General features: G+C 64.3%; 25 protein-coding genes. 16 read left to right on the forward strand and 9 right to left on the reverse strand.

Going from position 1 to position 26824, the window contains the following annotated elements; all coding sequences use genetic code 11:
- Positions 1–21 precede the first annotated feature (21 nt).
- Positions 22–747 (reverse strand): HAD family hydrolase, encoded by a 726-nt coding sequence (locus LB553_RS14670; protein WP_224514252.1) that lies wholly within the window; start codon positions 745–747, stop codon positions 22–24.
- Positions 748–752: 5 nt separating this feature from the next.
- On the reverse strand, positions 753–2396 hold the full coding sequence (gene pgi / locus LB553_RS14675; RefSeq protein WP_318011500.1) for a glucose-6-phosphate isomerase: 1644 nt from the start codon (positions 2394–2396) through the stop codon (positions 753–755).
- Positions 2397–2452: 56 nt separating this feature from the next.
- Here pgi and LB553_RS14680 point away from each other — a divergent pair, with 56 nt between their 5' ends.
- From LB553_RS14680 to LB553_RS14690, 3 genes are all read left to right on the forward strand, one after another.
- On the forward strand, positions 2453–2644 hold the full coding sequence (locus tag LB553_RS14680; RefSeq protein ID WP_224514254.1) for a hypothetical protein: 192 nt from the start codon (positions 2453–2455) through the stop codon (positions 2642–2644).
- A gap of 153 nt (positions 2645–2797) precedes the next feature.
- The gene (locus LB553_RS14685) at positions 2798–4291 is read left to right on the forward strand and encodes a PLP-dependent aminotransferase family protein (protein ID WP_140815004.1); all 1494 of its coding nucleotides are present in this window, start codon (positions 2798–2800) and stop codon (positions 4289–4291) included.
- A gap of 220 nt (positions 4292–4511) precedes the next feature.
- Positions 4512–6101 carry a trimethylamine methyltransferase family protein gene (locus tag LB553_RS14690; protein WP_224514256.1) on the forward strand — a complete coding sequence of 530 codons (1590 nt, stop codon included), beginning with the start codon at positions 4512–4514 and terminating at the stop codon, positions 6099–6101.
- 58 nt (positions 6102–6159) lie between these two features.
- On the opposite strand, the gene LB553_RS14695 is transcribed toward LB553_RS14690, so the two are convergent.
- On the reverse strand, positions 6160–6558 hold the full coding sequence (locus LB553_RS14695) for a hypothetical protein (RefSeq protein ID WP_224514258.1): 399 nt from the start codon (positions 6556–6558) through the stop codon (positions 6160–6162).
- A 136-nt stretch (positions 6559–6694) separates the two neighbouring features.
- Positions 6695–8500, reverse strand: a complete 1806-nt coding sequence (locus LB553_RS14700; RefSeq protein ID WP_224514259.1) for an IlvD/Edd family dehydratase — start codon at positions 8498–8500, stop codon at positions 6695–6697.
- Positions 8501–8649: 149 nt separating this feature from the next.
- Between LB553_RS14700 and LB553_RS14705 the strand changes: the two genes are divergently transcribed.
- The gene (locus LB553_RS14705) at positions 8650–9099 is read left to right on the forward strand and encodes an SRPBCC family protein (RefSeq protein WP_224514260.1); all 450 of its coding nucleotides are present in this window, start codon (positions 8650–8652) and stop codon (positions 9097–9099) included.
- 18 nt (positions 9100–9117) lie between these two features.
- On the opposite strand, the gene LB553_RS14710 is transcribed toward LB553_RS14705, so the two are convergent.
- Positions 9118–10293, reverse strand: a complete 1176-nt coding sequence (locus LB553_RS14710; RefSeq protein ID WP_224514261.1) for an Mrp/NBP35 family ATP-binding protein — start codon at positions 10291–10293, stop codon at positions 9118–9120.
- A gap of 207 nt (positions 10294–10500) precedes the next feature.
- Between LB553_RS14710 and LB553_RS14715 the strand changes: the two genes are divergently transcribed.
- Complete coding sequence (locus tag LB553_RS14715; RefSeq protein ID WP_224514262.1) at positions 10501–10878, forward strand: VOC family protein; 378 nt, start codon at positions 10501–10503, stop codon at positions 10876–10878.
- A gap of 24 nt (positions 10879–10902) precedes the next feature.
- Here the strand turns inward: LB553_RS14715 and LB553_RS14720 are convergent, their stop codons facing one another.
- A complete protein-coding gene (locus LB553_RS14720) occupies positions 10903–11907 on the reverse strand; it encodes an inorganic phosphate transporter (protein WP_224514263.1) in 1005 nt (334 codons plus the stop codon).
- A 3-nt stretch (positions 11908–11910) separates the two neighbouring features.
- Positions 11911–12552, reverse strand: a complete 642-nt coding sequence (locus tag LB553_RS14725; RefSeq protein ID WP_224514264.1) for a DUF47 domain-containing protein — start codon at positions 12550–12552, stop codon at positions 11911–11913.
- Between the two features lie 158 nt (positions 12553–12710).
- Here LB553_RS14725 and LB553_RS14730 point away from each other — a divergent pair, with 158 nt between their 5' ends.
- The 11 genes from LB553_RS14730 (at position 12711) to LB553_RS14780 (ending at position 24693) form a co-directional block, all read left to right on the forward strand.
- Positions 12711–13610 (forward strand): LysR family transcriptional regulator, encoded by a 900-nt coding sequence (locus LB553_RS14730; RefSeq protein ID WP_224514265.1) that lies wholly within the window; start codon positions 12711–12713, stop codon positions 13608–13610.
- 193 nt (positions 13611–13803) lie between these two features.
- Positions 13804–14283: a formate dehydrogenase subunit gamma gene (locus LB553_RS14735; RefSeq protein ID WP_224514266.1), complete on the forward strand. Its 480-nt coding sequence runs from the start codon at positions 13804–13806 to the stop codon at positions 14281–14283.
- Positions 14280–15836, forward strand: a complete 1557-nt coding sequence (locus LB553_RS14740; RefSeq protein ID WP_224514267.1) for a formate dehydrogenase beta subunit — start codon at positions 14280–14282, stop codon at positions 15834–15836. Before LB553_RS14735 ends, LB553_RS14740 begins: the two co-directional genes overlap by 4 nt.
- Positions 15837–15846: 10 nt before the next feature.
- The gene (gene fdhF / locus LB553_RS14745; RefSeq protein WP_224514268.1) at positions 15847–18759 is read left to right on the forward strand and encodes a formate dehydrogenase subunit alpha; all 2913 of its coding nucleotides are present in this window, start codon (positions 15847–15849) and stop codon (positions 18757–18759) included.
- 3 nt (positions 18760–18762) lie between these two features.
- Positions 18763–19593 (forward strand): formate dehydrogenase accessory sulfurtransferase FdhD, encoded by an 831-nt coding sequence (gene fdhD, locus LB553_RS14750; protein WP_224514270.1) that lies wholly within the window; start codon positions 18763–18765, stop codon positions 19591–19593.
- The gene (locus LB553_RS14755; protein ID WP_224514271.1) at positions 19583–19870 is read left to right on the forward strand and encodes a formate dehydrogenase subunit delta; all 288 of its coding nucleotides are present in this window, start codon (positions 19583–19585) and stop codon (positions 19868–19870) included. Before fdhD ends, LB553_RS14755 begins: the two co-directional genes overlap by 11 nt.
- Positions 19871–20059: 189 nt before the next feature.
- Entirely contained in the window at positions 20060–21574 is a 1515-nt protein-coding gene (locus LB553_RS14760; RefSeq protein ID WP_224514273.1) for an alpha/beta fold hydrolase, read from the forward strand.
- 109 nt (positions 21575–21683) lie between these two features.
- Positions 21684–22157: a carboxymuconolactone decarboxylase family protein gene (locus LB553_RS14765; RefSeq protein WP_412033340.1), complete on the forward strand. Its 474-nt coding sequence runs from the start codon at positions 21684–21686 to the stop codon at positions 22155–22157.
- Between the two features lie 81 nt (positions 22158–22238).
- The gene (locus LB553_RS14770) at positions 22239–22601 is read left to right on the forward strand and encodes a nuclear transport factor 2 family protein (RefSeq protein WP_224514277.1); all 363 of its coding nucleotides are present in this window, start codon (positions 22239–22241) and stop codon (positions 22599–22601) included.
- A gap of 42 nt (positions 22602–22643) precedes the next feature.
- Positions 22644–22958: a hypothetical protein gene (locus LB553_RS14775; RefSeq protein ID WP_095766062.1), complete on the forward strand. Its 315-nt coding sequence runs from the start codon at positions 22644–22646 to the stop codon at positions 22956–22958.
- Between the two features lie 328 nt (positions 22959–23286).
- Positions 23287–24693: an FAD-binding oxidoreductase gene (locus tag LB553_RS14780; RefSeq protein ID WP_224514278.1), complete on the forward strand. Its 1407-nt coding sequence runs from the start codon at positions 23287–23289 to the stop codon at positions 24691–24693.
- Between the two features lie 100 nt (positions 24694–24793).
- Here the strand turns inward: LB553_RS14780 and LB553_RS14785 are convergent, their stop codons facing one another.
- Together LB553_RS14785 and LB553_RS14790 are read right to left on the reverse strand one after the other, a co-directional pair.
- The gene (locus LB553_RS14785; RefSeq protein WP_224514281.1) at positions 24794–25279 is read right to left on the reverse strand and encodes an ester cyclase; all 486 of its coding nucleotides are present in this window, start codon (positions 25277–25279) and stop codon (positions 24794–24796) included.
- A gap of 94 nt (positions 25280–25373) precedes the next feature.
- Positions 25374–26801: a gamma-aminobutyraldehyde dehydrogenase gene (locus LB553_RS14790; RefSeq protein ID WP_224514283.1), complete on the reverse strand. Its 1428-nt coding sequence runs from the start codon at positions 26799–26801 to the stop codon at positions 25374–25376.
- Positions 26802–26824: the final 23 nt, after the last annotated feature.

Below are 26824 nucleotides of genomic sequence, written 5' to 3' on the forward strand. Positions count from 1 at the left end.
TTTCCTGAGACCGCGACCGATCTAACCAGCCGGCACGTTCACCCGCGCGGCGAGGAAATCCGGCAGGTCGGCGACCGAGTCCAGAACGACGTCTGCCATCGGCGCCAGTGAGTCGCGCGTGCCGGTTCCGGAGAGCACGCCCACTGCCAAGCCACAGCCGCCGGCGCGCGCCATCTCCAGGTCATGGCGGTTGTCGCCGACCATGGCGATCTCACTCGCCTTCAATCCGGTCAGGTCGCAGAAAGCGACGACCGTGTCGGGCGCCGGCTTGGAGTTGGCCACGGCGTCGTATCCGAAGGCGGCATCGAAGAGTTGCGCGATGCCGAGCGTGGCGAGCGTCTTTTCGGCGCCGCTGGTGGAATCGTTGGTGGCGACGCCCATCCGATAGGATCGTTTGTGCAAGGTCCGCAACGAATCGACGATGCCGGGCAGCGCCACGGCCATGGCCGACCCTTGCGCCGAAGTGATCTCGTTGAAGCGGGAAACGGCGTGCAGTTGATCCTCGTCGGACAGACGCGGGAACCAGAGCTCGACGACGTCCATGTTCGAACCGGAGGCGAAGATCGAATCCGGCTTGAAGCGTTTCGTGACGAAGTCGAAGCCGGCGGCGGCAAGCAGCCGGTCGGCTTTCCAGCGGTCGCCTTCGGCGGCGTCCATCGCCATGAAGTCGGCTATGCCGAGCCAGGTTGCGTTGAAGTCGACAAGCGTGCCGTCCTTGTCGAACAATATTCCCTTGATATCCGCCAATCCTTTTACTCCACGCCACGCAATTGGTGGATATGAGCCACCAATCCGGCAGTCGAGGCGTCGCGTTTTGCGGCAGTCTCCTTGCCTTCAACGACAGGCAGCAGACCCGTTGCCAATTCCTTGCCGAGTTCGACGCCCCATTGATCGAAGGAATTGATGTTGAACAGCGTGCCTTCGACGAAGACGCGATGCTCATAGAGCGCAATGATTCGGCCCAATGTGTGCGGATCGAGCTTGCGGTAGAGGATGGTGAGCGACGGGCGGTTGCCGGAGAAGACCCGATGCGGCGCGATCCTGTCGACATCGGCCGGCTTCATGCCCTTGGCCAGCATCTGCGCGCGGGCCTCTTCCAGCGTACGGCCCTTCATGAAGGCCTCCGACTGCGCCAGGCAGTTGGCGAGCAAGAGATCATGCTGGTGTTTCAGCTCGGGCTCGTGACCGACGGCGGCGGCGAGGAACTCGACTGGGATGAAGTCGGTGCCCTGATGCAACAGCTGGAAGAAGGCATGCTGGCCGTTGGTGCCGGGCTCGCCCCAGACCAGCGGGCCGGTGGGTATGGCGACCGCGGCGCCGTCCAGCGTGACGCTCTTGCCGTTCGATTCCATATCAAGCTGCTGCAGATAGGCCGGCAGGCGCGACAGGCGCTGGTCGTAAGGGATGACGGCGCGGGCCGGATATTTGCAGACGACGCGATGCCACCAGCCGATCAGCCCCAGAAGCACCGGAAGGTTCTTTTGCATCGGCGCCGAGCGGAAATGCTCGTCCATCTCATGCGCGCCGTCGAGGAAGGCACGGAAATTGTGCGGCCCGACGGAAATCATCACCGGCAGGCCGATAGCGCTCCAGACCGAATAGCGGCCGCCGACCCAGTCCCAGAAGCCGAAGACACGGTCCTGTTCGATGCCGAACTTCGCCACAAGGTCGAGGGCGGTCGAGACGGCGGCGAAATGCTTGCCGACCGCTTCCTTGCCCAACTCCTTCTGAACCCAATCGCGCGCCGTCTGCGCATTCGTCATCGTCTCAACGGTTGTGAAGGTCTTGGAGGCAATGATGAACAGGGTCGTCTCGGCAGACAGACCCTTCAGCGTGTCGTGGATATGCGCGCCGTCGACATTGGAGACGTAATGCGCGCGCGGCCCGTCATGATAGGGCGCGAGCGCCAGCGTCACCATCGCCGGGCCGAGATCGGAGCCGCCGATGCCGATGTTGACGATGTCGGTGATCTTCTTGCCGGTGGCGCCGGCCGCCTTACCGGAGCGGATGGCGTCGGCGAAGGCGCCCATGGCGTCGAGCACGGCGATCACATCGGCCTTCGTGTCCTGGCCGTCGACGATCACGCTCTTGCCGGTCAGATTGCGCAGCGCGGTGTGCAGCACGGCGCGGTTCTCGGTGATGTTGATCTTCTTGCCTTCGAACATGGCGACGCGGCGTCCCGCGAGATCGGCCGCACCCGCGAGCTTTTCCAGCATCGTCATCGTATCTGCGTCGACGGCACATTTCGACCAGTCGAGCAAAAGATCGCCATCGGTCGCTGAGAATGTCTCGAAGCGCTTGGGATCGGCGGCGAAAGCCTCGCGCATCGAGCCCTTGGCCGCCGCGCGTTGATCGCGCAAGGCGGCAAGTTGCTTGTCGAAGGATGACTGGTCCACTGGCAGGCTCCTGGCGGGTTTTTAGACCATTTTAACAGGCCGGATGTTTCCGGCGCGTGTCGGCGCGTCATTCTATTGAGCCGATTTCCGTTTCGTTCAAGCGCGGCTTTGCCGCACTGCATCACGCTTTGATGAAGGGGGTGGACGGTGAGTGCGGGAATTTCGCTGCGGGGCGCTGGGCGGAGGCGACGATGCTGCGCATCGCGCTTTGGGACAGTGCCGCGACGATGCTGCGCATCGCGCTTTGAACGCGCCGCGACGACGCTTCGCGTCGCGCTTGATAGATCACTGGCATAAATCCCAGCGATCAGAAAAATTGATTGGCGCAACCCCTTATGCCACCCCTACACTCCACTGGTCCAGCCAAGTGAAAACAGCTGGCCGTCCGAGGAAGATTTCCCATGCCACAGCGCAATGACACGGCCATATGGTCCGGCCTGTTCCGGATTTCGGCTGAATCCGGCCAAACCCTCCAGGCGCAGATCCGCCAGGCGATCGTCGCGGCCATTCTGGACCGACAGATCGCCGCCTCGATGCCGCTGCCGTCCTGCCGAATTCTCGCGGAAAAACTTGGGGTTGCCCGCGGCACGGTGGTGCTCGCCTTCCAGCAGCTGGTCGACCAGGGTTTTCTGGTGGCGCGCGAGCGGCGCGGCCATTTTGTCAATCCGGACGTGCTGGCCACCCCCGCCAAGCCGCACCAGAAGGCGCCCGACCAGCAGAACGAGATCGACTGGAAGGCGCGCCGGCAGATCGCCGCAAGCGACATGCCGCCGCCGGCCAAGCACGACAACTGGATCAAGTCCTCCTACCCTTTCGTCTACGGCCAGTTCGATCCGGCGCTGTTTCCGACAGCCGAATGGCGCGAGTGCAACCGCATGGCGCTGGCAGTGCTGGAGATCCGCAACTGGGCGTCCGACATGGTGGACCGCGACGATCCGCTGCTGATAGAGCAGATCCAGGCCAGGCTCCTGCCGCGGCGCGGCATCTTCGCCAATCCGGACGAGATCATAGTGACGCTGGGCGCGCAGAACGCGCTTTATATGCTCGCCACGCTGCTGATGACCAAGGGCTCGAAAGTGGCGATGGAAGATCCCGGCTATCCCGATGCCCGCTCGATCTTCCGGCTGGCCGGCGCGGATATCCAGCCGGTCCCGGTCGATCAGTCGGGCATCGTGACCTCGTCGATCCCCAGCGATTCCGGCTTCGTCTTCGTCACGCCGAGCCACCACTGCCCGACCATGGTACCGTTGTCGGCGGAGCGGCGGCAGGATCTTCTGGCGCGCGCCAACCGCAACAACCAGATCATCATCGAGGACGGCTATGACAGCCAGCTGCTCGACGAGGCGCCACAGCAGGCGCTGAAGAGCCTCGATCGCTCCGGCCGCGTCATCTATGTCGGCTCGATGTCGAAGACGCTGGCGCCGGGTCTAAGGCTTGGCTACATCGTCGCCTCGGCCGGACTGATCGCCGAGCTTCGCGCGCTGCGCCGCTTCATGCTGAGGCACCCGCCGGCGAACAACCAGCGCGCCGTTGCGCTGTTCCTGTCGCTCGGTCACCACGAGGCACTGGTGCGCAGGCTCTCCGCCGCATTCGATGAGCGGCGCAAGCGTCTGGTCCATGCGATTTCCGCTTTCTTGCCAGAGTGGCGCTCGACCGACTCGGCGGGCGGCACATCGCTCTGGCTGGAAGGGCCGCGGGGTACCGATTCACGCGGCCTGGCGGAAGCCGCCGCGTCGCGCAGCGTCATCATCGAACCCGGCGACCGGTTCTTCGATCGCAGCGAAAAGCCCTCTCGTTTCATGCGTTTGGGCATCTCCTCGATCTCGCTGCAGCATATCGAGCCGGGCATCCGCGAACTTGCCACTGCTGCCGGCCGCAGGCCCGCGGCCGCCTGATCGCCACAGACCTCCTGAAAAAGAGCCGGCACCGCCGGCTCTTTTTGTTTGGGCGCATGTTTGCCGCTTTAGCATTCTGGCATATTCGACGGGATTGCTTGGCCCATAGGCTGTGCCAATGCCGGCGGCATAGTCGGTGCCAGAAGGGGACGAGGCAGGCCGATGGTGGACCAACCGCCGCGCTCGCCTCGCAGATAAAGACAAAAGGTGGAGTGCTTCCATGTCAGTGGCTCTCGAGAAGCAGGAATCGTCGTCGGACCAGCGTTCGCGGCGTTCCGGCGGGCGCGAAGCGCGCCGCGCGATGCGGGCGGCGCCCTTGGCCGACGACATCCGTCCGGTACGGCCGGGGCTTGAAGGCGGCAGTTATGGCCCATTGAGCCAGAACGACCGGGAGCGCATCCACGAAGCGGTGCTGACGCTCCTGGAGACAGTCGGCTTCGCCAATGCCATCCCGTCCTGCATCGAAGCGCTGACCCGGATCGGCGGCACCTATGGCGACGACGGCCGCATCCGGCTGCCGCGCGCCTTGGTGCTGGACACCATCAGACAAGCCGCGCGCAATTTCACCCTCTACGGCCAGGATCCGAAGCACGACATGCTGATCCAGGGCAAACGCGTGCACTACGGCACGGCGGGCGCGGCGGTGCATCTGGTCGATGTCGAGAAGCGCGAATATCGCGAATCGCTGCTGCAGGACCTCTACGATGCCGCCCGCCTCGTCGACGGGCTGGACAACATCCATTTCTTCCAGCGCACCATGGTGCCGCGCGACATTCCAGACCCGCTCGATATGGACTTCAATACGCTCTATGCCTGCGTGATGGGGACGTCCAAGCATGTCGGCACCTCGTTCACCGTGCGCGAGAACGTCAAGCCGGCGCTGGAAATGCTCTATGCGATCGCCGGCGGGGAGGAGAATTTCCGGGCGCGGCCGTTCGTGTCGAACTCGAACTGCTTCGTCGTGCCGCCGATGAAGTTCGCCGAGGACGCCTGCGGCGTGCTGGAGGCCTGCGTAGAAGGCGGTATTCCGATCCTGCTTCTGTCGGCCGGCCAGGCCGGCGCCACGGCTCCCGCCGCCATCGCCGGCGCGGTTGTCCAGGCGGTGGCGGAAGTGCTGATGGGCCTGGTCTATGTCAATGCCATCAAGCCTGGACATCCGGCGATCTTCGGCACCTGGCCATTCGTTTCCGACCTCAGGACCGGCGCCATGTCCGGCGGATCGGCGGAGCAAGCAGTGTTGACCGCGGCCTGCGCGCAGATGGCGCAATATTACGACCTGCCCGGCGGCTCGGCAGCCGGCATGTCGGACTCGAAGCTGCCCGATATCCAGGCGGGCTACGAGAAGGGCATCACCAATGTGATGGCGGGTCTCTCCGGCCTCAATCTCGTTTATGAATCGGCCGGCATGCATGCCTCGCTGCTCGGCTTCTGCCTTGAAAGCCTGATCATCGACAACGACATGCTCGGCCACTGCCTGCGCTGCGTGCGCGGCATCGAGGTGACCGACGACGCGCTGTCGATCGACACGATCGCCGATGTCTGCCTCAAGGGTCCCGGCCATTATCTCGGCAATGATCAGACGCTGAAGCTGATGCAGACCGAGTATTTCTATCCCGCCGTCGGCGACCGTTTCTCGCCCAAGGAATGGAACGAGAAGGGCCGGCCCGACATCCTGTCGCGCGCGATCGCGGAGAAGAAGCGCGTGCTTGCCGAGCGTTTCCCGCGCCACGTCTCGCGCCTGCTCGACGACAAATTGCGCGCCCGCTTCGGCGAGATGATCAAGTTGCCGCGCAACAAGATGGGCGGCTAGCGACATGTTGAAATTTTGGTGAGGCCTGCCTGACCGAGTATCGACGCGTCCTGCCCAGTCACTCCGCGCTCAGTCCGTATCGCTCAACCACTTCTGGGTTGATCAGCTTGGCGTGCAGCGTCATCAGCACGATTTGGGCGTCGAAGCTGTCGCCGGCCTCGAGCGCCGCCTCGATGCGGCGCTCGACCTCCAAGGTCGCCTCGCGGCCGTTGGCCTGCTCGAACACCTGCGGCCCGGCGACGCAATAGCCGCAGAGCTGCGCCACGGATTGATGGGCGCCGGCCGGCAGCTCATCCGGCCAGCGGTCGTTCATCAGATTGACGACGGTGAGTTTCACCCCCTCGGGTACCAGGGCCGGGTGCAGGTCGGCCGCGCGCAACGCGTCGTCGAGCTGCCGCAGATCGCCGGAGCGGCCGAACATGCCGAGAAAGCCGAGGGAAGAGCGCCGCTTGGCCACGATAATCTGTCCCTTCGTGAAGCTGCCGAGGTCGACCTTATCTGTGGGTTCCTCGGAGATGAAACAAGGGCAACAGAAAAGGGCGGCCCGCCGTCGGCAAGCCGCCCTTTTTGATTGGCCGAATATATATATGGATTCAGTGATTGTCGCGCGGCACGCCGCTGGTATGGGCGACGTCTTGATACTTTACCGCCGGCTTCAGCACCATGCCGGCCGAGAACTGGTCGACCATGCCGCGCTGGATCTCCTGCCACGGCGTCTGGTGCTGGGGATAGTGATAGCCACCATTGGCCTGCAGCGCCGCCCGCCGTTTGGCAATCTCCTCATCGCTGACGAGGATATTGGCCGTGCCCTTCCTCAGGTCGATGCGGACGCGGTCGCCGCTCTTGAGCAGCGCAAGGCCGCCGCCGATCGCGGCTTCCGGCGAGGCATTGAGGATCGACGGAGAACCCGACGTGCCGGACTGGCGGCCGTCACCGATGCAGGCAAGGGCGTGGATGCCCTTCTTGATGAGGTAGGCCGGCGGCTGCATGTTGACCACCTCGGCGCCGCCCGGATAGCCGACCGGACCGGCGCCGCGCATGAACAGGATCGTGTGCTCATCGATGCCCTGAGCCGGATCGTCGATGCGGGCGTGGTAATCCTCCGGCCCGTCGAAGACCATGGCGTTGCCCTCGAAGGCCTCGGGATCGTTCGGGTTTGAGAGGTAGCGCTCACGGAACTCGGGCGAGATGCCGCTGGTCTTCATGATGGCGGAATCGAACAGATTGCCCTTGAGATTGATGAAGCCGGCATTGGCCTTGAGCGGCTTGTCGGCGCTGCGGATGACATCGTAGTTCTCGTTGACGGCATCCTTGCAATTGTCGCCCATCGTCCTGCCGTTGGCGGTGACGGCGCCAGGATGCGGCAGCAGTCCGGCCTTCATCAATTCGGCGACGACCGCCGGCACGCCGCCAGCATGGTGATAGTCCTCGCCGAGATACTCGCCCGTCGGCTGCAGGTTGACCAGCAGCGGGATGTCGAGGCCGATCTTCTGCCAGTCGTCGTTGTCGAGCGGCACGCCGAGATGGCGGGCGATGGCGTTGAGGTGGATCGGCGCGTTGGTGGAGCCGCCGATGGCCGAATTGACGACGACGGCGTTCTCGAAGGCCTCGCGCGTCATGATGTCGGAGGGCTTCAGGTCCTCATGCACCATCTCGACGATGCGCTTGCCGGTCTCGTAGGCGATCTGGCCGCGCTCGCGGTACGGCGCGGGAATGGCGGCAGAGCCCGGCAGTTGCATGCCGAGCGCCTCGGCCAGCGAGTTCATCGTGGTGGCGGTGCCCATGGTGTTGCAATAGCCGGTCGACGGCGCCGAGGAGGCCACGATGTCCATGAACTCGTCATAGTTGATCTCGCCGGCCGAGAGCCTTTGCCGGGATTCCCAGACGATGGTGCCGGAGCCGGTGCGCTTGCCCTTGTGCCAGCCATTGAGCATCGGGCCGACCGAAAGCGCGATCGCCGGAATATTGACGGTGGCCGCCGCCATCAGCAGCGCCGGCGTGGTCTTGTCGCAACCGATGGTCAGCACCACACCGTCGAGCGGATAGCCGTAGAGCACCTCGACAAGGCTGAGATATGCAAGGTTGCGGTCGAGCGCGGCGGTGGGGCGCTTGCCGGTCTCCTGGATCGGATGGCACGGGAACTCGAACGGGATGCCGCCCATCGAAACGATGCCTTCGCGCACGCGTTTGGCGAGCTCGAGGTGATGCCGGTTGCAGGGCGAAAGGTCGGAACCGGTCTGCGCGATGCCGATCAGCGGCTTGCCCGACATCAGCTCGGCGCGCGTCAGGCCGTAATTGAGGTAACGCTCGAGATAGAGCGCCGTCATGCCCGGATTGTCGGGATTGTCGAACCACTCCTGCGAGCGAAATTTCTTCTTCTTGGTGGGGGCGCCTGCCATGGTGGTCTCCGTATTTGTATGACAAATCGATAGGACAATGCGTCCATGCAGGCAAGAGGCAGGCGCAGCCGGAACCCGGACTTTGGTGCGATAGACTTGTTTCGGGCCGCGCGCTACGACCAACCGGCATAGCAATCCGGGAGGTCTTGATGGCTTTGGTGATCGAAGGCGAGGAGCGGATCGCCGCACCCATCGGGAAAGTGTGGGAAGCCCTCAACGACCCGGAGATCCTGAAAGAAGCCATTCCCGGCTGCCAGAGCCTCGAGAAGAATTCGGACACCGCGATGGCGGCGACCGTGGTGCTGAAGATCGGGCCGATCAAGGCGACCTTCAACGGCGAAGTCACGCTGAAAAACATCAAGCCACCGCATTCCTACACCATCCAGGGCGAAGGCAAGGGCGGCGTTGCCGGTTTCGCCAAGGGCGGCGCCGACGTCACGCTGACCGCCGACGGGGCGGACTCGACGGTGCTCAAATACGCCGCCAAGGCCGAGGTCGGGGGCAAGATCGCGCAACTCGGCAGCAGGCTGATCGAGTCGACATCGAAGAAATTGGCGGGGCAGTTCTTCTCGACATTCGGTGAGAAGGTCGGCGCGTGACCCCAAAGAAAAGGGGAGTTATTCGAAAACGATGCTCGGCACTGCGGCTTCGGCTGCGCCGCGCTCTTCCTGGACCCGATCCCAGACCTTGCTTGCTATGTCGCGATAGATCTTCGCCTCGGCGCCCTCCGGCTTGGAGGCGACGACCGGGGCGCCGGCGTCCGAGCTTTCGCGGATGCCCATCTCCAGCGGCACCTCGCCGAGGAAGGTGACGCCGAGGCGCTCGGCCTCGCGGCGCGCGCCGCCATGGCCGAAAATGTCGTAGCGCTTGCCGGTGTCGGGAGCGAGGAAGTAGCTCATATTCTCGACGATGCCGAGCAGCGGCACATCGACCTTCTTGAACATGTTGAGGCCCTTGCGGGCGTCGATCAGCGCCAAGTCCTGGGGCGTCGAGACGATGACGGCGCCGGCGAGCGGCACCTGTTGGGCCATGGTGAGCTGGGCATCGCCGGTGCCGGGGGGCATGTCGACCACCAGCACGTCGAGCGGGCCCCATTCGACCTCGCGCAGCATCTGCGTCAGCGCCGACATCACCATCGGGCCGCGCCAGATCATCGGCGTCTCCTCATCGACGAGGAAGCCCATCGACATCACCTTGAGGCCGTAATTCTGCATCGGCTTCAGCACCTTGCCGTCGACGGTCTGCGGCCGGCCGCGGATGTTGAGCAGCCGGGGCATAGACGGGCCGTAGATATCGGCATCGAGCACGCCGACTTTCAGCCCGTTGGCGGCAAGACCGAGCGCCAGGTTGACCGCGGTGGTCGACTTGCCGACGCCGCCCTTGCCGGAGGCGACGGCGATGATGGCATCGATGCCGGGCACGCCCCGCTTGCCATGGCTCTGCGAGGCAGGCGCGTGCGGCGCGGGGCGCTGCGGCGCAGGCTGCGGAGCGGCGGGCCGCGGAGGAGCCGGGCGCGGCGGAACCGGCGCTTCCATGCCGCCGCCCTTCTTCTCCGCCGTCAGCGCGACGACGGCGCTGGCGACGCCGGGTATGGCCTTCACCGCGCGCTCGGCGGCGGCGCGCAGCGGCTCCAGCTCCTGGGCGCGCGCGGCGGGAACGGTGATCGAGAAGAAGACCTTGGAATCGGCGATGAAAATCTCGGAGACCATGCCGAGATCGACGATGTTGCCGGTGAAGTCCGGCCCGTTCACCGTCTTCAGGCGCTCGATGACGGATTCCTTGGTAACGGTCATGATCTTTCCTCGGCGTTTGGCGTTCCAAATAGTGCAGTTTCCCGGCAGAACCAAGCCGTGGCGCAACGGCTCGGCCGGCGTGCCCCGGAAAGCGACGGATGGTGTCGGGTTAGCCAACCGGTATCGAGCTTCGAGCCTGAGCCGTGGCCAAACGACCCGGCCGCGCTATCTCCATTGCCATCACGACAATCTGTGAAGGAGACCGTCATGCTCCAAAACAGCAATGCGATAGCCAATCTCGCGGTCAAGGACCTGGACAAGGCCAAGGCGTTCTACGAAGGAACGCTCGGCCTCAAACAAGTAGACGACATGGGCGGCGAGTTGGTCGTCTACAAGAGCGGCGACACATTTATCAACGTCTACCATTCGCAATTCGCCGGCACCAACAAGGCGACGGCGGTAACCTGGGCGGTCGGCGACCGGATCGATGCAATCGTCAAATCGTTGAAGTCGAAGGGCGTCACTTTCGAGCATTACGACATGCCGGGGCTGTCGCTCGAGGGCGACATCCATGTCGGCCAAGGCATGAAGGTCGCCTGGTTCAAGGATCCCGACGGCAATATCCTCAACCTCGCGGGCGGATAGTGACGCGGCCGCGATCCGGCCGTCTCATGCGGCCAGTCGGGTCGCGAAATAGGTCAATGCCGAGATCGCCGCCGTCGCCGGCAAGGTGATCACCCAGGCGACGACGATATTGCCGGCGATGCCCCAGCGTACGGCGGAGACGCGGCGGGCGGCGCCCACGCCGATGATGGCGCCGGTGATGGTGTGCGTCGTCGAGACCGGGACACCGAGCCAGGTGGCGGCGAAAAGCGTTATGGCGCCGCCGGTCTCGGCGCAAAAACCCTGCATGGGATTGAGCCGCGTGATCTTCGATCCCATCGTGTGGACGATGCGCCAGCCACCGAACAGCGTGCCCAGCGCCAGCGCCGACTGGCAGGTGAGGACCACCCACAGCGGCACATAGAAAGTCGGGCCGAGCGCGCCTTGCGAAAAGAGCAGCACGGCGATGATGCCCATGGTCTTCTGCGCGTCGTTGCCGCCATGCCCTAGCGAATAGAGCGAGGCGGAAAAGAACTGCAGCACGCGAAAGCTGTTGTCGACCGCGAACGGCGTCTGCCGCACGAACAGCCAGGAGACGATGAGAACGAGGACAAGCGCCAGCACGAATCCCGTCGCCGGCGAGAGCACGATGGCCGCGACCGTCTTGCCGAGCCCGGACCAGACGATGGCGCCGGTTCCGGCCTTGGCGACGCCGGCGCCGACCAGCCCGCCGATCAGCGCATGCGAGCTGCTCGACGGAATGCCGGCGACCCAGGTGACGATGTTCCAGACGATCGCCCCGATAAGCGCCGAGAAGATCACTGCCGGCGTGACGATGCTGGCGTCGATGATGCCTTTTCCCACGGTCTCGGCGACATGCAGGCCGAAGAACAGGAAGGCGATGAAATTGAAGAACGCGGCCCAGAACACGGCGTAATGCGGCCTGAGCACCCGGGTGGAGACGATCGTCGCGATCGAGTTGGCGGCATCGTGCAGGCCGTTGAGGAAATCGAAGAACAGCGCCACGGCAACGAGGCCGATCAGCAGGGGAAAAGCGATCGTGGCTTCCATCGCCTAAACGTTCTCGATGACGATGCCGCTGATCTCATTGGCGACATCCTCGAACCGGTCGACCACCTTTTCCAGCTGGCCATAGATCTCCGAGCCGATCAGATAGGCCATGGCGTCGCCGCGGCCGTGACGCTTGAACAGATCCTTCAAGCCCTGCTCGTGCAGGTCGTCGGCGCGGCCCTCGACGCGCATGACCTCCTCGGCGATGGCGTTGAGGCGCGCTGCGTTGGCGCCCACTTTGCTGAGCAGCGGGATCGCTTCCGCGACCAATCGGGCGGCCTGGACGATGACTTCGCCCATTTCCCGCATCAGCGGATCGAACTCCCTCACCTCGAACAATTTCACCGTCTTGACGGTCTTGTGCATCATGTCGATGGCATCATCCATCGACTGGATCAGGTCCTTGATGTCGCCGCGGTCGAAGGGGGTGATGAAGGAGCGCCTGACGGCAAGCAGGACCTCGGCGGTGATGCCGTCAGCTTCGTTTTCGAGATCGATGATCTTCTGGCACCAGCGGTCGATGTCCTTGCCCTGCAGAAGCTGCTCGAGGGCCTCGGCGCCGCCGACCACGGTGCGCGAATGCCGCTCGAACATATCGAAGAAACGATCCTCGCGCGGCAACAGCTTGCGAAACCAGCTCAGCATCTTGTCCCTCCTTGCCTCCGCCCTACCCCACATAGCGCCATGCGCGGCGCGGGAAAACAGATAGCCGGCTCAAAAATGTGGACGAGACCCGATTGCGCGTGTCTTGCGAAGCGAGGCGATTTCCTCGACCTTGGACCGAACACTGCGGATCGGATGGCATGATCGACAAGCTGGAATTCTTCATCGCTCTCGCCAAGGAGGAGCATTTCGGCCGGGCCGCGGAGGTGTGCGGCGTCACCCAACCGACCTTGTCGGCCGGCATCAAGCAGCTCGAGGAGCAGTTGGGCGTCATGCTGGTGCTGCGCGGCTCGCGCTTCCAGGGCCTGACGCCGGAAGGCAAGCAGGTGCTGGGCTGGGCGCGCCGCATCGTCGGCGACTCACGCACGATGCGCGAGGAGATGCGGGCGGCGCGCCACGGGCTGTCCGGGCGTATCCGCATCGCCGCGATACCGACGGCGCTCGCCATGGTGGCGCGGCTGACGACGCCATTCCGCGAAAAGCATCCGGGCGTCACGTTCTCGGTGCTGTCGCGCACATCAATCGAAGTGCTGTCGCTGCTCGGCAATTTCGACGTCGATGCCGGCATCACCTATCTCGACAACGAGCCGCTCGGGCGCGTGACCAGCGTGCCGCTCTATGACGAGCGCTATCAGCTGATCACCGCGATCGGAAACCCCTATTCCGACCGCGACAAAGTGACATGGTCGGAGATCAGCCAATTGCCGCTCTGCCTGCTGACGCCGGATATGCAAAACCGCCGCATCATCGACCAGCATCTGGCGGAAGCCGGCGTGCAGGTGCGGCCGACGCTGGAATCGAATTCGATGATCGTGCTGTTCTCGCATATCCGTACCGGCAAATGGTCGTCGATCATGCCGCTCAACCTTGCGGAAACGTTCGGCTTTTCCGAGCCGATCCGGGCGATCCCGATCGTCGAGCCGGACGCCAGCCATACAGTCGGGCTGGTGGCGGCGCCGCGCGAGCCGCACACGCCGCTGGTGCAGGCGCTTCTGGGAGAGGCGATGGCGCTGGCGGACGATTTCCGTGCCCACCGCTAGGTTAGACAATGCAAGCCGCCGGATCTTGATAGGAAATTTCTATCAAGCGACGAGAGCGCTTTATTGATTTCGGAGGTTTCCTCTGATTTCGTAAGGACTTAGCGATATTGCGCCCTATGCATGTCGTTGCCCCGAAACCGCTCTATATGCTGGGGTGACATACATTGGCCGCCACGACCAGGGAGGGCGCTGCGTGAGCATGCAGGCCGCAAGTACCGAGATCGCGTCGCGCACGGCGGCGATCATTGACGAGATGAAGGGCCTCGAAGGCCCGTTGCTGCCGATCCTGCACAGCATACAGGAAGAGTTCGGGCACGTTCCGAAGGACGCGCTGCCGGTGATCGCCGATGGGCTGAACCTATCGCGGGCCGAGGTGCACGGCGTGGTCAGCTTCTATCACGATTTCCGCGCCAAGCCTGCCGGCCGGCACGTGCTGAAGCTCTGCCAGGCCGAGGCCTGCCAGTCGATGGGCTCGGATGCGGTCGCGGGCAAGGTCAAGCAGTTGCTCGGCATCGATTTCCACGAAACCACGCGCGACGGATCGGTTACACTGGAGCCGGTCTATTGCCTCGGGCTGTGCGCCTGCTCGCCGTCGGCGATGCTCGACGGCGAAGTCATCGGCCGGCTCGATGACGAAAAGATCGAAGAGATCGTCGCGGAGGTATGTTCATGATCCCGCGCATCTATATCCCGGCAGATTCCGGCGCGCTGGCGCTTGGCGCAGAAAAGGTCGCCAGGGCGATCGAGAAGGAACTCAAGGAGCGCGGCGTCGAAGCCAAGATCGTGCGCAACGGCTCGCGCGGCGCCTATTTCCTGGAGCCGATGGTCGAGGTGGCCACGGCAGAGGGCCGCGTCGCCTACGGGCCGGTCAAGCCATCCGACGTCAAGAGCCTGTTCGACAGCGGCTTTCTTAAGGGCGGCCACCACAAACGCTGGCTGGGCGCGCCCGACAAGATCTCCTTCTTCGCCAAGCAGACCCGGCTGACCTTCGCGCGCTGTGGCGTCATCGATCCGCTGTCACTCGACAGCTACAAATCGCATGGCGGCCTGAACGGCCTGCAGAATGCAGTGGCGATGGCGCCGGCGGACGTCGTGAAACAGGTGACCGAATCCGGCCTGCGCGGCCGCGGCGGCGCCGGCTTCCCGACCGGCATCAAGTGGAAGACGGTGCTGGATACGGCAGGCGCGCAGAAATACATTGTCTGCAACGCCGACGAGGGCGACAGCGCCACTTTCGCCGACCGCATGATCATGGAAGGCGATCCCTTCGTGCTGATCGAAGGCATGGCGATCGCCGGCATCGCCACGGGCGCGACCAAGGGTTTCGTCTATATCCGCTCGGAATATCCGCACGCGGTGGCGACGATGAACAAGGCCGTCGCGATCGCCCGCAAGGCGGGCGTGCTCGGCGTCAATGTGCTGGGTTCGCCCAACGCCTTCGACATGGAAATCCGCGTCGGCGCCGGCGCCTATGTCTGCGGCGAGGAAACCTCGCTCTTGAACAGCCTCGAAGGCAAGCGCGGCGTGGTGCGTGCCAAGCCGCCGTTGCCCGCGATCCAAGGCTTGTTCGGCAAGCCGACGGTGATCAACAACGTGATCAGCCTGGCCTCGGTGCCTGTCATCATGGACAAGGGCGCCGCCTACTACAAGGATTTCGGCATGGGCCGCTCGCGCGGCACGATCCCGATCCAGATCGCCGGCAACGTTAAGCATGGCGGCCTGTTCGAGACGGCCTTCGGCCTGACGCTCGGCGAAATCGTCGACGAGATCGGCGGCGGCACGGCTTCCGGGCGGCCGGTGAAGGCGGTGCAGGTCGGCGGGCCGCTCGGCGCCTATTTCCCGCGCGCCTTGTTCGACACGCCGTTCGACTACGAGGAATTCGCCAAGCGCGACGGGCTGATCGGCCATGCCGGCATCACCGTCTTCGACGACAGCGCCGACATGCTGAAGCAGGCGCGCTTCGCCATGGAGTTCTGCGCCATCGAAAGCTGCGGCAAGTGCACGCCCTGCCGCATCGGCTCGACGCGCGGCGTGGAGGTCCTGGACAAGGTTGCCGCGGGCATCGAGGCGGAGAAGAACCTCGCTCTGGTCACCGACCTCTGCAACACGATGAAGTTTGGATCGCTCTGCGCGCTGGGCGGCTTCACGCCATACCCGGTGATGAGCTCGATCACGCATTTCCCCGAGGATTTCAAGCCCGCGCCGGCGCGCGTGGCTGCTGAATAGGAGCTGGCAAATGAACATTAAGGCCGACTTCCCGACGCTCATCGAAGAGATCGACTACGGCACGCCGGAGTCGAAAGCGACGAAGCAGGTGACCCTGACCGTCGACGGGCAAAGCATCACCGTGCCGGAAGGCACCTCGATCATGCGCGCGGCCATGGAGGGCGGCGTCGAGATCCCGAAGCTGTGCGCCACCGACATGCTGGACTCCTTCGGCTCCTGCCGCGTCTGCCTGGTCGAGATCGAAGGGCGCGGCGGCACGCCGGCCTCCTGCACGACGCCGGTGGGCGAAGGTATGGTAGTGCGCACGCAGTCCGAGCGGCTCGACGCCATCCGCCGCGGCGTCATGGAGCTCTATGTCTCCGACCATCCGATGGGCTGGAACGAGAAGGCCGGAACCGGCGCCAGCGAGTTCGATGCGGTGGCGAAGTCAGTGGGCCTCACGGAGAACCGTTACAGCGTCGAAGGCCGCAACCATGTCAAGCAAGAGGGCGGCATCGCGCCCGGCCATGGCTCATTGGCCGTCGAGTATATCGCCCGCGACGAATCCAATCCCTATTTCACCTACGATCCGGCGCAGTGCATCGTCTGCTCGCGTTGCGTGCGCGCCTGCGAAGAGGTGCAGGGCACCTTCGCGCTGACCATCGAGGGCCGCGGCTTCGAATCGCGCATGGTCGCCGGCATGCATGAGGACTTCATCGCTTCCGAATGCGTCTCCTGCGGCGCCTGCGTGCAGGCCTGCCCGACCGACGCGCTGCGCGAGAAGACCGTGCTCGAGAAGGGCATGCCGGAGCGCTCTGCCGTCACCACCTGCGCCTATTGCGGCGTCGGCTGCTCGTTCAAGGCCGAGGTCAAGGGCGACGAGGTCATTCGCATGATGCCCTACAAGGATGGCAAGGCGAACCACGGCCATAGCTGCGTCAAGGGCCGTTTCGCCTATGGCTATGCCACCCACAAGGACCGCATCCTGTCGCCGATGATCCGCGAGAAGATTTCCGATCCGTGGCGCGAAGTGACCTGGGAAGAGGCGATCGCCCACACGGCGAAGGAATTCCGCCGCATCCAGTATCAGTATGGACGCACCGCTATCGGCGGGATCACCTCCTCGCGCTGCACGAATGAGGAAACCTACCTCGTCCAGAAGCTGGTTCGCCAAGGTTTCCGCAACAACAATGTCGACACCTGCGCCCGCGTCTGCCATTCGCCGACCGGCTACGGGCTCGGTCAGACCTACGGCACCTCGGCCGGCACGCAGGATTTCGATTCGGTCGAGTTCACCGATGTCGCCGTCATCATCGGCGCCAATCCGGCTTCCGCGCATCCGGTGTTCGCCTCGCGGCTGAAGAAGCGGCTGCGCCAGGGCGCCAAGCTGATCGTGATCGATCCGCGCCGCACCGAGATGGTGAAATCGGCGCATATCGAGGCGGACTACCACCTGCCCTTGAAGCCCGGCACCAATGTGGCGGTGCTGACGGCGCTGGCGCATGTGATCGTCACCGAAGGCCTGTTTGACGAAGCGTTCATCCGCGAGCGCTGCGACTGGGCCGAATTCCAGGATTGGGCGTCCTTCGTCGCCCTGCCGGAGAACAGCCCGGAAACCGTCGGCAAGCTGTCCGGGGTCGACCCGGAAGCTATCCGGGGCGCTGCGCGCCTCTACGCCAAGGGCGGCAATGGCGCGATCTATTACGGCCTCGGCGTGACCGAGCACAGCCAGGGCTCGACCACGGTGATCGCCATCGCCAATCTTGCCATGGCAACCGGCAATATCGGCCGGCAGGGCGTCGGCGTGAACCCGCTGCGCGGGCAGAACAATGTGCAGGGCTCCTGCGACATGGGCTCCTTCCCGCATGAACTGCCGGGCTACCGACACATCTCCGGCGACGCGGTGCGCGACATTTATGAGAGCCTGTGGGGCGTTAAGCTGGACGACGAGCCGGGCCTTCGCATCCCCAACATGCTGGACGCCGCCGTCGACGGCTCGTTCAAGGGCATCTACATCCAGGGCGAGGACATCCTGCAGTCCGACCCCGACACCAAGCATGTCGCCGGCGGCCTCGCCGCGATGGAATGCGTGGTCGTCCACGACCTCTTCCTCAACGAGACGGCGAACTACGCGCATGTCTTCCTGCCGGGCTCGACGTTTCTCGAGAAGGACGGCACCTTCACCAATGCCGAGCGCCGCATCAACATGGTGCGCAAGGTGTTGGAGCCGAAGGCCCGCCACGCCGACTGGGAAGCGACGCAGGAGCTTGCCCGCGCCATCGGGCTCGACTGGAACTATACCCATCCGTCGCAGATCATGGACGAGATCGCCCAGACGACGCCGAGCTTCGCCGGTGTCTCGTTCGAGCTGCTCGACCGCGTCGGCTCGGTGCAGTGGCCGTGCAACGAGAAGGCGCCGCTCGGCACGCCGATCATGCATGTCGACGGCTTCGTGCGCGGCAGGGGCAAGTTCATCCGCACCGAATATGTGGCGACGGACGAGCGGACCGGTCCGCGCTATCCGCTGCTGCTGACCACCGGCCGTATCCTTTCCCAGTACAATGTCGGCGCGCAGACAAGGCGCACCGAAAACGTCGTTTGGCATGCCGAGGACCGGCTGGAGATCCATCCGCACGACGCCGAAGTCCGCGGCGTGCGCGATGGCGACTGGGTGCGGCTGGCGAGCCGCTCCGGTGAAACGACGCTGCGCGCGCTGATCACCGACCGCGTCTCGCCCGGCGTCGTCTACACGACCTTCCACCATCCGGACACGCAGGCCAACGTGATCACCACCGACTTCTCGGACTGGGCGACCAACTGTCCGGAATACAAGGTCACCGCCGTGCAGGTGGCGCCATCCAACGGCCCGACCGACTGGCAGAAGGACTACAACGAGCAGGCCAGGCAGAGCCGGCGCATCGCACCGCTGGAAGCGGCGGAGTAGTTCTTGACCGCGCGGCGCAAAGCCACGACGCAAATTTCGCGGCTGGCGCATCGCGCCAGCGGCACCGCGGCCGCGAACCGCATGGTGCCGGAAGAGACGCCGGTGGCGTTCTCCTTTGCCGGCACCACGCATGCGGTGATGATGGCGAGTCCCGCCGATTTCGAGGATTTCGCGCTCGGATTCTCGCTGACCGAAGGCATCATCGCCGATCCAAAAGAGATCGAGGCGATCGAGGTCGAGGATCTCGGCGCCGGCATCGATATCCAGATCAGGCTCAAGGACCAGGCCAACACGCGTTTCCAGGCGCGGCGGCGCAGGCTGGCCGGGCCGGTCGGCTGCGGCTTGTGCGGCATCGAATCCATCGAGGAGGCGATGCGCTCGGTCGACGCCGTTGGTGCGTCGCGACTTACGCTTCAATCGGAAGATATAGCAAGCGCCGTCCGCCTGCTGTCGAAGCAGCAGCCGCTGCACACTGAAACCGGCGCGGTGCACGCTGCCGGTTTCTACGTTCCCGGCAAGGGCATCGTGATGGCGCGCGAGGATGTTGGCCGCCACAATGCGCTGGACAAGCTCGCCGGCGCGCTGGCCAAGGCCGGCATCGACGGCTCGAGCGGCGCGGTCGTGGTAACCTCTCGCGTCTCGGTCGAGATGGTGCAGAAGACCGCCGCCATAGGCGCCTCGATCATCATGGCGGTTTCGGCGCCGACCGCGCTCGCCATCCGCACGGCCGACGCCGCCGGTATGACGCTGGTGGGGCTGGTGCGCGGGGACGATTTCGATATTTTCACCCACCCCGAACGGGTGACTTCTGGAGTTGCCAAGCATGTCGCATGATGAAGAACACGTCACCAGCACCGCGGAAAAGCTGGTGCGCATGGCCAACCAGATCGCCGCCTTCTTCCATTCGAAGCCGCGCGAGGAAGGCATTGCCGGCGTTGCCGAGCACATCAACAAGTTCTGGGAGCCCCGGATGCGGCGCCAGCTCTTCGAGATGCTCGACGCCGGCACCGAGAATTTCGATGAACTCGTGATCGCCGCCTCGGCCAAGATCAAGCGGCCACCGACGCCGGAGCAGGCCGACAAGAGCCTAGGCTACGCCAGGCCGGCATAGGCTGGAGGCCGTTTCGCGCTGGTGGTGCAAACGCGGCCCAGGCGGCGCCAAGGATCTTACATTCCAACTCTCTAAAGTTTGTCTGCCGTAAGCGGCCTGCCTCTGCTATGCTTGACGCCAGGAAATCGTCTGGCCGGCGGGGTAGTTTGCGTGAGGCCGATCGAGACCAGATACGCCCGGAGCGGGGATGTGCGGATCGCCTATCAGGTGGTCGGCCAGGGATCGTTCGATCTGGTCTTCGTACCGGGCTTCATCTCCAATCTCGACCTGCACTGGGAAGACGAAGGCTACAGCAGGCTGCTGAAGCGGCTCTCGGCCTCCTCGCGGCTGATCCTGTTCGACAAACGCGGCACCGGGCTTTCCGACCGTGTCGACACTCGCCACCTGCCCAGCCTCGAGACCCGCATGGACGACGTGCGGGCGGTGATGGATGCCGCCGGCAGCGGCCGCGCGGCGATCCTCGGCGCCTCGGAAGGCGCGCCGATGGCGATGCTGTTTGCCGCCACCTATCCGCAGCGGACGCGGGCACTGGTGCTTTATGGCGGCTATGCGCATTTCCACAGATGGGTGATGCCGCCGGAGCGTCTCGAAGCTTTCATCGAGACGGCGGAAACGTCCTGGGGAACCGGCGCGACCTTGCCGAATTTCGCGCCCGGCCGGGTGGACGACAGCCACTTCACCCAGTGGTGGGCCCGGTTCGAGCGGCTGTCGGCCAGCCCGACCGCCGCGGCAGCCCTTGCCCGCATGAACGCCGATATCGACGTGCGCGACATGCTCGGGACGATCAGGGTGCCGACATTCCTGATCCATCGCCGCAACGACGCCCGCGTCGACCCTGACGCCAGCCGCTTCCTGGCCAGGAAGATTCCCGGCGCCCGACTGGTCGAGATCTCCGGGCGTGACCACCCGATCTGGACCGGCGACGTCGACCGCGTGGCCGACCTGATTGAGGAATTCCTGACCGGGGAACCGGCAGTGGCCGATGTCGAACGTGTGCTTGCGGCGCTGCTGGTGACGCGTATTTACGACACGGCCAAGCTCGGCGATCGTATGTGGAGCGAGCGCAGCCTGCACTTCCAGGAAACCTGGCGGCTTTTGGTCGGGCGCCATGGCGGACGCGCGGCCGGAACGCATGCCGAATTGATGATCTCGCGCTTCGATGGGCCGGCGCGCGCGATACGCTGCGCGGCGGCATTGCGCGAGGCGGCACAGCAGATCGGCGTGGCGAGCGCGCAGGGGGTGCATGTCGGAGAGATCGAAATGCGCGGCCAACCGGTCGGGCTGACAGCGCGAGTGACTATGCAGCTCGCTGCCCATGCCGGGCGCGGCGACATCCTGGCCTCGCGGTTGGTCGCCGATCTCGCGGTGGGCTCCGGCCTGCATTTCGTCGATGCCGGCCGCGTCAGCCTCGATGAGCTAGATGAGCCTGTACCGGTGGTTCTGGCGACGTCGGAGCAGCATCTGGAGCCGGCCTGCCGGCCCAAAGCAAAATCTGCCGATCCGGCCGCGCTGACAGCTCGCGAAAGCGAGGTGGTGAGCCTGATCGCCGACGGCAAGAGCAACGCCGCGATCGCCGCCGAACTCAGCCTCAGCGAGCACACGGTCAAGCGCCATGTCGCCAACATACTGCTCAAGCTCGATCTGCCGTCGCGTGCGGCGGCAGCGGCGTTCTCGGCCAGACATGCTGGCCCGGACGGGCCATGAGAGCCATGGCGCTTTCGGGCGAAGCGGTCGAGGCGCCCTAAGAGATATCAATTCTCCCCATGCGGGCCGGGCGATGTCGCCGAAAAAGCCCTGCGAAATGGAGGATGAAATGCTGAAACTCAGTCGCAAGATCGGATTGCTGGCATTTGCCGCGGGCGCATTGCTGGCCATCACCCCCGCGATGGCCGAAGACGCTTCAGCCACCGCCGCCTACAAGGACATCCAGGCCACGCTCGGCACAGTGCCGGACATGTTCAAGATTTTACCCGATGTGGCGGTCGCCGGCGCCTGGGCCGAAATCAAGGGCGTGCAGCTCAATCCGAACACCGCCCTCAACGGCAAGACCAAGGAGCTGATGGGTCTCGCGGTCGCCTCACAGATTCCCTGCCAGTACTGCATCTATTTCCACACGCTGGCGGCCAAGGCGAACGGCGCGAGCGACGAGGAGATCAAGGAGGCCATCGCGATGGCGGCGATCGTGCGCCACTGGTCGACGATGCTCAACGGCAGCCAGGTCGATCTGGCGACCTTCAAGAAGCAGACCGACGACCTGTTCGCTGCGGTCAAAGCCAAGTCGCAATGAGAAAATCCCTGCCCGGCACCAAGCGCCGGGCGGCAGTTTCGCACATTAACCGCCCAAGACGATGGGCACATGGAGGATGACATGCTGACCAAGACAGGAAACGTGGACGGCGCCGCGATCAAGAAGGCGATCGAGGGCCGTGACGGCAAGCTGCTGTCGAGCTTCTACACCGACGATGCGCTGGTGCGCGTGATCGATCGCAACAATCCGCCGAGCAAGCCGCGCGAGATCCGCGGCCGCGCGGCGATCAGCACCTTCTGGGACGACATCTGCAGCCGGGCGATGACCCACAAGGTGGATACCACCGTCACCGAGGGGAACAACCTCGCCTTTATGCAAGCCTGCGCCTATCCGGACGGCACGAAGGTGTACTGCGCGGCGATGGTGGAGCTGAAGAACGGGCGGATCGCGCGGCAGACCGTCGTGCAGGCCTGGGACGAATAGTCAACAGCGGGCTCAACCCGCAAATTAGGGAGGAGAACCAAAATGTTCAGTGCCAGATGGCAGATCGACGCCAAGTTCGGTCACAAGCAGACCGCGCTCGAGCTGATGCGGAAATGGGAGCGTGAGATCGGCTCGCAGGTCGGGCTCGCCGACATGAAGTTCCAGCTCATGACCGGTTCCGTAGGTGCGCGCGAAGCGACGATCGAGGCGCACCACCAGGTCGAAAGCCTGGCCCAGTTGGAGGAATTCTTCGCCAAGATCGCCAAGATCGACGCACATGCCAAATGGGGCAAGGAGCTGGAGCCCTATGTGGTGTCGGGCACCAGCAAATGGACGATCTTCCGGATCGTGGAGTAGCTGCATCGAAGAGATGGGGCTGAGAGGCCGCCGGCGAGCACGAAGGCGCGAGCGGCTGCGACGCGGGCGGCCGCTCGTTATCACCAGATCGACAAGGCCAGGGGCCGAGCATCCCGGCACGGCCAATCCGTAGCCTTGGCTGCCTTGTTCATGGCTCACCCGGGCCATGCTCCGCTGGTCCTTTCGGGCGAAGCGGCGCGCACCGGATTGATGCAATGTGCTGTTCCTGCACCATCCAATGCAGCCGCCCGTCGAGGCGGCACAACGAAGCAACAAATGCGTCGCGCCGACGCCGCATGGCGGTGGGCGCAATCAAGGGAGCAAATCGATGACCGACGAAACCCATGCAAAACTGCGTGAAAGCCTGCGCGGGAAGGTGATCCTGCGTGACGATGCCGAGTATGACGAGGCGCGCAAGGTCTATAACGGCATGATTGAAAAGCGACCGCTGCTGATTGCGCGCTGCGCCGATGTCGCCGACGTGATCACCGCCGTAAAATACGCGCGCGACAACGACCTGCTGATCGCCGTGCGCAGCGGTGGGCACAACGGCGCCGGGTTGGGGATATGCGACAACGGGCTCGTCATCGACCTGGCTACAATGAAGGGCGTCCATGTCGATCCGAAAACGCGCACCGTGAGGGTCGCGGCCGGCTGCACTTCGGGCGACGCGGACCATGCCACCCATCCTTTCGGGTTGGCTGTACCGTCCGGGATCGTCTCGACCACGGGCGTTGCCGGGCTAACACTCGGCGGAGGGACGGGCTATCTCACGCGCAGATACGGTCTCACCATCGACAATCTGGTCGAAGCCGATCTGGTGCTGGCCGACGGCAGCGTGGTGACAGCCAGCAAAACCGAGAACCCCGACCTGTTCTGGGCGCTGCGGGGCGGCGGCGGGAATTTCGGCGTCGTGACCAGCTTCCTGTTCCAGGCCCATCCTGCGAACATGATCTTCGGCGGCCCGGTGTTCTGGGAGGCCAAGGATGCCCTGGCCGTCATGCGGACCTATCGCGACTACCTGCCGGAGGCCCCGGAAGATCTTGGCGCCTTTGTCGGCCTGAAAACCGTTCCCTCGACCGATCCCTTCCCGCGCGAATATTGGGGCAAGCGCGCCTGCGCCATCATTTCCTGCTACAACGGCACCGAGGAGGATGGCCGCAAGGCCATGGCACCGCTGCTGGACAATTTGCCGCCGCCGATCTTCAACTGGATGGGCGTGATGCCGTTCCCGGCCTTGCAGGCGCTGTTCGACCCGCTGTTTCCGAAAGGCCTGCAATGGTATTGGAAGGGCGATTTCGTCAGGTCGCTTCCCGACGAAGCCATCGCGACCCATATCGCGCAGGCCGCCGCGGCGCCGAGCGAATTGTCGCTCATGCATCTTTACCCGATCGACGGCGCCGTTCGCCGCGTCGGCAAGAACGAGACCGCATGGAACGCGCGCGACGCAACCTGGTCGATGGTCATCGCCGCCATCGATCCCGATCCGGCCAAGGCCGCCGACCTCACCAAGTGGGCCAAGACGTATTGGGCGAGCATCCATCCCCATAATGGCGAAGGCGGATACGTGAATTTCATGATGGACGACGAAGGTGAAGCACGCGTGCGGGCGAGCTATGGCGCAAACTACGAGCGGCTGAGCCAGGTGAAGCGCATCTATGACCCCCTAAACGTCTTCCGGGTCAACCAGAACATCAAGCCGGCGACATCGGAGATGGGCAGGACGGCTGCTTAGTTTTTACGCTGCCTCCGCCGACATAGCGACCGTCGCATCCGAGGTCGGATTGCCTCCGGAGCCAGCTTCTCCACGCGGGAGAAGCTGGCGCGGCGTCACCCTACATCAGGCCAAGCTGTTTATAGAAGCCGAGTGCGTCGTAATAGTCGCTCTGGGTCGCGATCTTTCCGTCCTTGATGGAAAACATCGAGGCGCCGGTGAAGGAGAATTTCTTGCCGGTCGCCGCGGTGCCGTCGCCCCAGGCGCCGGTGTTGGTGCCGGAGAACTCCCATTCGAAGGAGACACGGTCGCCATCGACGAGCGGCTTGCCCTTCATCGTCCAGACCGCATCGGGAACAGCCTTCAGGAAATTGTCGATGACGCCGGTCTTGGCGGCCTGCTTGCCCGTGACGGGCTTGCCGACGGACGCGTCGTAATAGGTGACGTCATCGGCGAAGTAGCCGGCGGCCTTGGCCGAGTCGTGCGCATTCCAGGCCGCGACATAGGCCTCGACCACCGATTGCGCGGCATCGGCGGCGAAGGATGGAGCCACGGCAAAAAACGTGGCGGCGATGGCTGCTGATGCAAGAAACTGGCGGCGTTGCATTGTCTTCCTCCCTCTTGGTTGAATGCCTGTCTCCGTCTCCTTCTTCCTGTATGGGAGAAGGTCCGACCTCTCCCACAAGGGAAGGTAAAAGCGCCTAGCCGTGCGCCACCATCACGTGGCGGACGGCGGTGTAGTCTTCCAGCGCGTAAAGCGACATGTCCTTGCCGTAGCCGGACTGTTTCAGGCCGCCATGCGGCATCTCGTTGGTCAGCATGAAGTGGGTGTTGATCCAGGTGCAGCCATATTGCAGGCGGGCAGCGGTCGACATGGCGCGCGAGACATCCTTGGTCCACACCGACGAGGCCAGGCCGTAATCGCTGTCGTTCGCCCAGCTCACCGCTTCGTCGACATCCGTGAAGCGGGTGACCGAAACGACCGGGCCGAACACCTCGCGGCGCACGATCTCGTCCTCTTGCAGCGCGCCGGCGACGACGGTCGGCTGGTAATAGAAGCCGGAGCCCTCGCCCGGCTTGCCGCCGGTGGTTATCTCGATGTGCTTCAGTTCGGATGCGCGCTCGACGAAGCTCGACACGCGGTCGCGCTGGCGGCGCGAGATCAGTGGCCCGATCTCGTTTTCGGTGTCGTCCGGTTGGTTGTATTTTATGGTCGAGACGGCGGAAGAGAGGTCGGCGACGAGCCTGTCGTAGATCTTCTTGCCGGCATAGATGCGGCAGGCCGCGGTGCAATCCTGGCCGGCATTGTAGTAGCCGAAGGCGCGCAGGCCATTGACCACGGCGCCGAGGTCGGCGTCGTCGAAGACGATGACCGGCGCCTTGCCGCCCAGCTCCAGATGCGTGCGCTTGACCGACTTGGCGGCCGCCTGCAGCACCTTCTTGCCGGTCGCGACATCGCCGGTGATCGAGATCATGTTGACCTTGGCATGGTTGATCAGCGTGTTGCCGACGCTGTCGCCACGGCCCAGCACGACATTGACGACGCCCTCGGGCAGGATCTCGGAAAGGATCCTCGCCAGCTTCAGCGTCGTCAGCGGCGTCTGCTCCGACGGCTTGAAGACCACCGTGTTGCCGCCGCCGATCGCTGGCGCCAGCTTCCAGGCCATCATCATCAGCGGATAATTCCAGGGCGCGATGGAGGCGACGATGCCGATCGGGTCGCGCCGCACCATGGAGGTGTGGCCAGGGAGGTATTCGCCCGCGACCTGGCCGGGCATCGAGCGCACCGCGCCGGCAAAGAAGCGGTAGCAGTCGACGATCGCCGGAATCTCGTCATTGAGCACGGCATTGATCGGCTTGCCGCAGTTCAGCGCCTCGAGCGCCGCGAATTCCTTCGCCTCGGCCTCGATGCGGTCGGCGATCTTGAGCAGGTAGCCTGAGCGCTGCGCCGGCGTCGTGCGCGACCAGCTGACGAACGCTTGTTCGGCGGCACTGACAGCGGCTTCGATCTGAGCCGGACTAGCCTCCGGCAGATTGAGGATTGTCGCGCCGGTCTTCGGATTGAGAATAGGCTCCTCGGTTTCGGTGCCCTTCTCGAATTTCGAGCCGATCAGCATTTGGGTGTCCATCGGGGTTCTCCCTTAACAGGAGC

The organism is Mesorhizobium sp. CA8 (genome assembly GCF_020164955.1).
Classification (GTDB): domain Bacteria; phylum Pseudomonadota; class Alphaproteobacteria; order Rhizobiales; family Rhizobiaceae; genus Mesorhizobium.

What these genes read in the sequence shown, in the direction of transcription:
- LB553_RS14685 (WP_140815004.1), top strand. Translation starts at nt 2,798, where the DNA reads ATGCCACAGCGCAATGACACGGCCATATGGTCCGGCCTGTTCCGGATT.
- fdhF (WP_224514268.1), top strand. Translation starts at nt 15,847, where the DNA reads ATGAACATTAAGGCCGACTTCCCGACGCTCATCGAAGAGATCGACTAC.
- LB553_RS14770 (WP_224514277.1), top strand. Translation starts at nt 22,239, where the DNA reads ATGCTGACCAAGACAGGAAACGTGGACGGCGCCGCGATCAAGAAGGCG.
- LB553_RS14785 (WP_224514281.1), bottom strand. Translation starts at nt 25,279, where the DNA reads ATGCAACGCCGCCAGTTTCTTGCATCAGCAGCCATCGCCGCCACGTTT.
- LB553_RS14780 (WP_224514278.1), top strand. Translation starts at nt 23,287, where the DNA reads ATGACCGACGAAACCCATGCAAAACTGCGTGAAAGCCTGCGCGGGAAG.
- LB553_RS14700 (WP_224514259.1), bottom strand. Translation starts at nt 8,500, where the DNA reads ATGGCAGGCGCCCCCACCAAGAAGAAGAAATTTCGCTCGCAGGAGTGG.
- LB553_RS14730 (WP_224514265.1), top strand. Translation starts at nt 12,711, where the DNA reads ATGATCGACAAGCTGGAATTCTTCATCGCTCTCGCCAAGGAGGAGCAT.
- LB553_RS14790 (WP_224514283.1), bottom strand. Translation starts at nt 26,801, where the DNA reads ATGGACACCCAAATGCTGATCGGCTCGAAATTCGAGAAGGGCACCGAA.
- LB553_RS14690 (WP_224514256.1), top strand. Translation starts at nt 4,512, where the DNA reads ATGTCAGTGGCTCTCGAGAAGCAGGAATCGTCGTCGGACCAGCGTTCG.
- LB553_RS14725 (WP_224514264.1), bottom strand. Translation starts at nt 12,552, where the DNA reads ATGCTGAGCTGGTTTCGCAAGCTGTTGCCGCGCGAGGATCGTTTCTTC.
- LB553_RS14765 (WP_412033340.1), top strand. Translation starts at nt 21,684, where the DNA reads ATGCTGAAACTCAGTCGCAAGATCGGATTGCTGGCATTTGCCGCGGGC.
- LB553_RS14775 (WP_095766062.1), top strand. Translation starts at nt 22,644, where the DNA reads ATGTTCAGTGCCAGATGGCAGATCGACGCCAAGTTCGGTCACAAGCAG.
- LB553_RS14715 (WP_224514262.1), top strand. Translation starts at nt 10,501, where the DNA reads ATGCTCCAAAACAGCAATGCGATAGCCAATCTCGCGGTCAAGGACCTG.
- LB553_RS14740 (WP_224514267.1), top strand. Translation starts at nt 14,280, where the DNA reads ATGATCCCGCGCATCTATATCCCGGCAGATTCCGGCGCGCTGGCGCTT.
- LB553_RS14755 (WP_224514271.1), top strand. Translation starts at nt 19,583, where the DNA reads ATGTCGCATGATGAAGAACACGTCACCAGCACCGCGGAAAAGCTGGTG.
- LB553_RS14710 (WP_224514261.1), bottom strand. Translation starts at nt 10,293, where the DNA reads ATGACCGTTACCAAGGAATCCGTCATCGAGCGCCTGAAGACGGTGAAC.
- LB553_RS14705 (WP_224514260.1), top strand. Translation starts at nt 8,650, where the DNA reads ATGGCTTTGGTGATCGAAGGCGAGGAGCGGATCGCCGCACCCATCGGG.
- LB553_RS14720 (WP_224514263.1), bottom strand. Translation starts at nt 11,907, where the DNA reads ATGGAAGCCACGATCGCTTTTCCCCTGCTGATCGGCCTCGTTGCCGTG.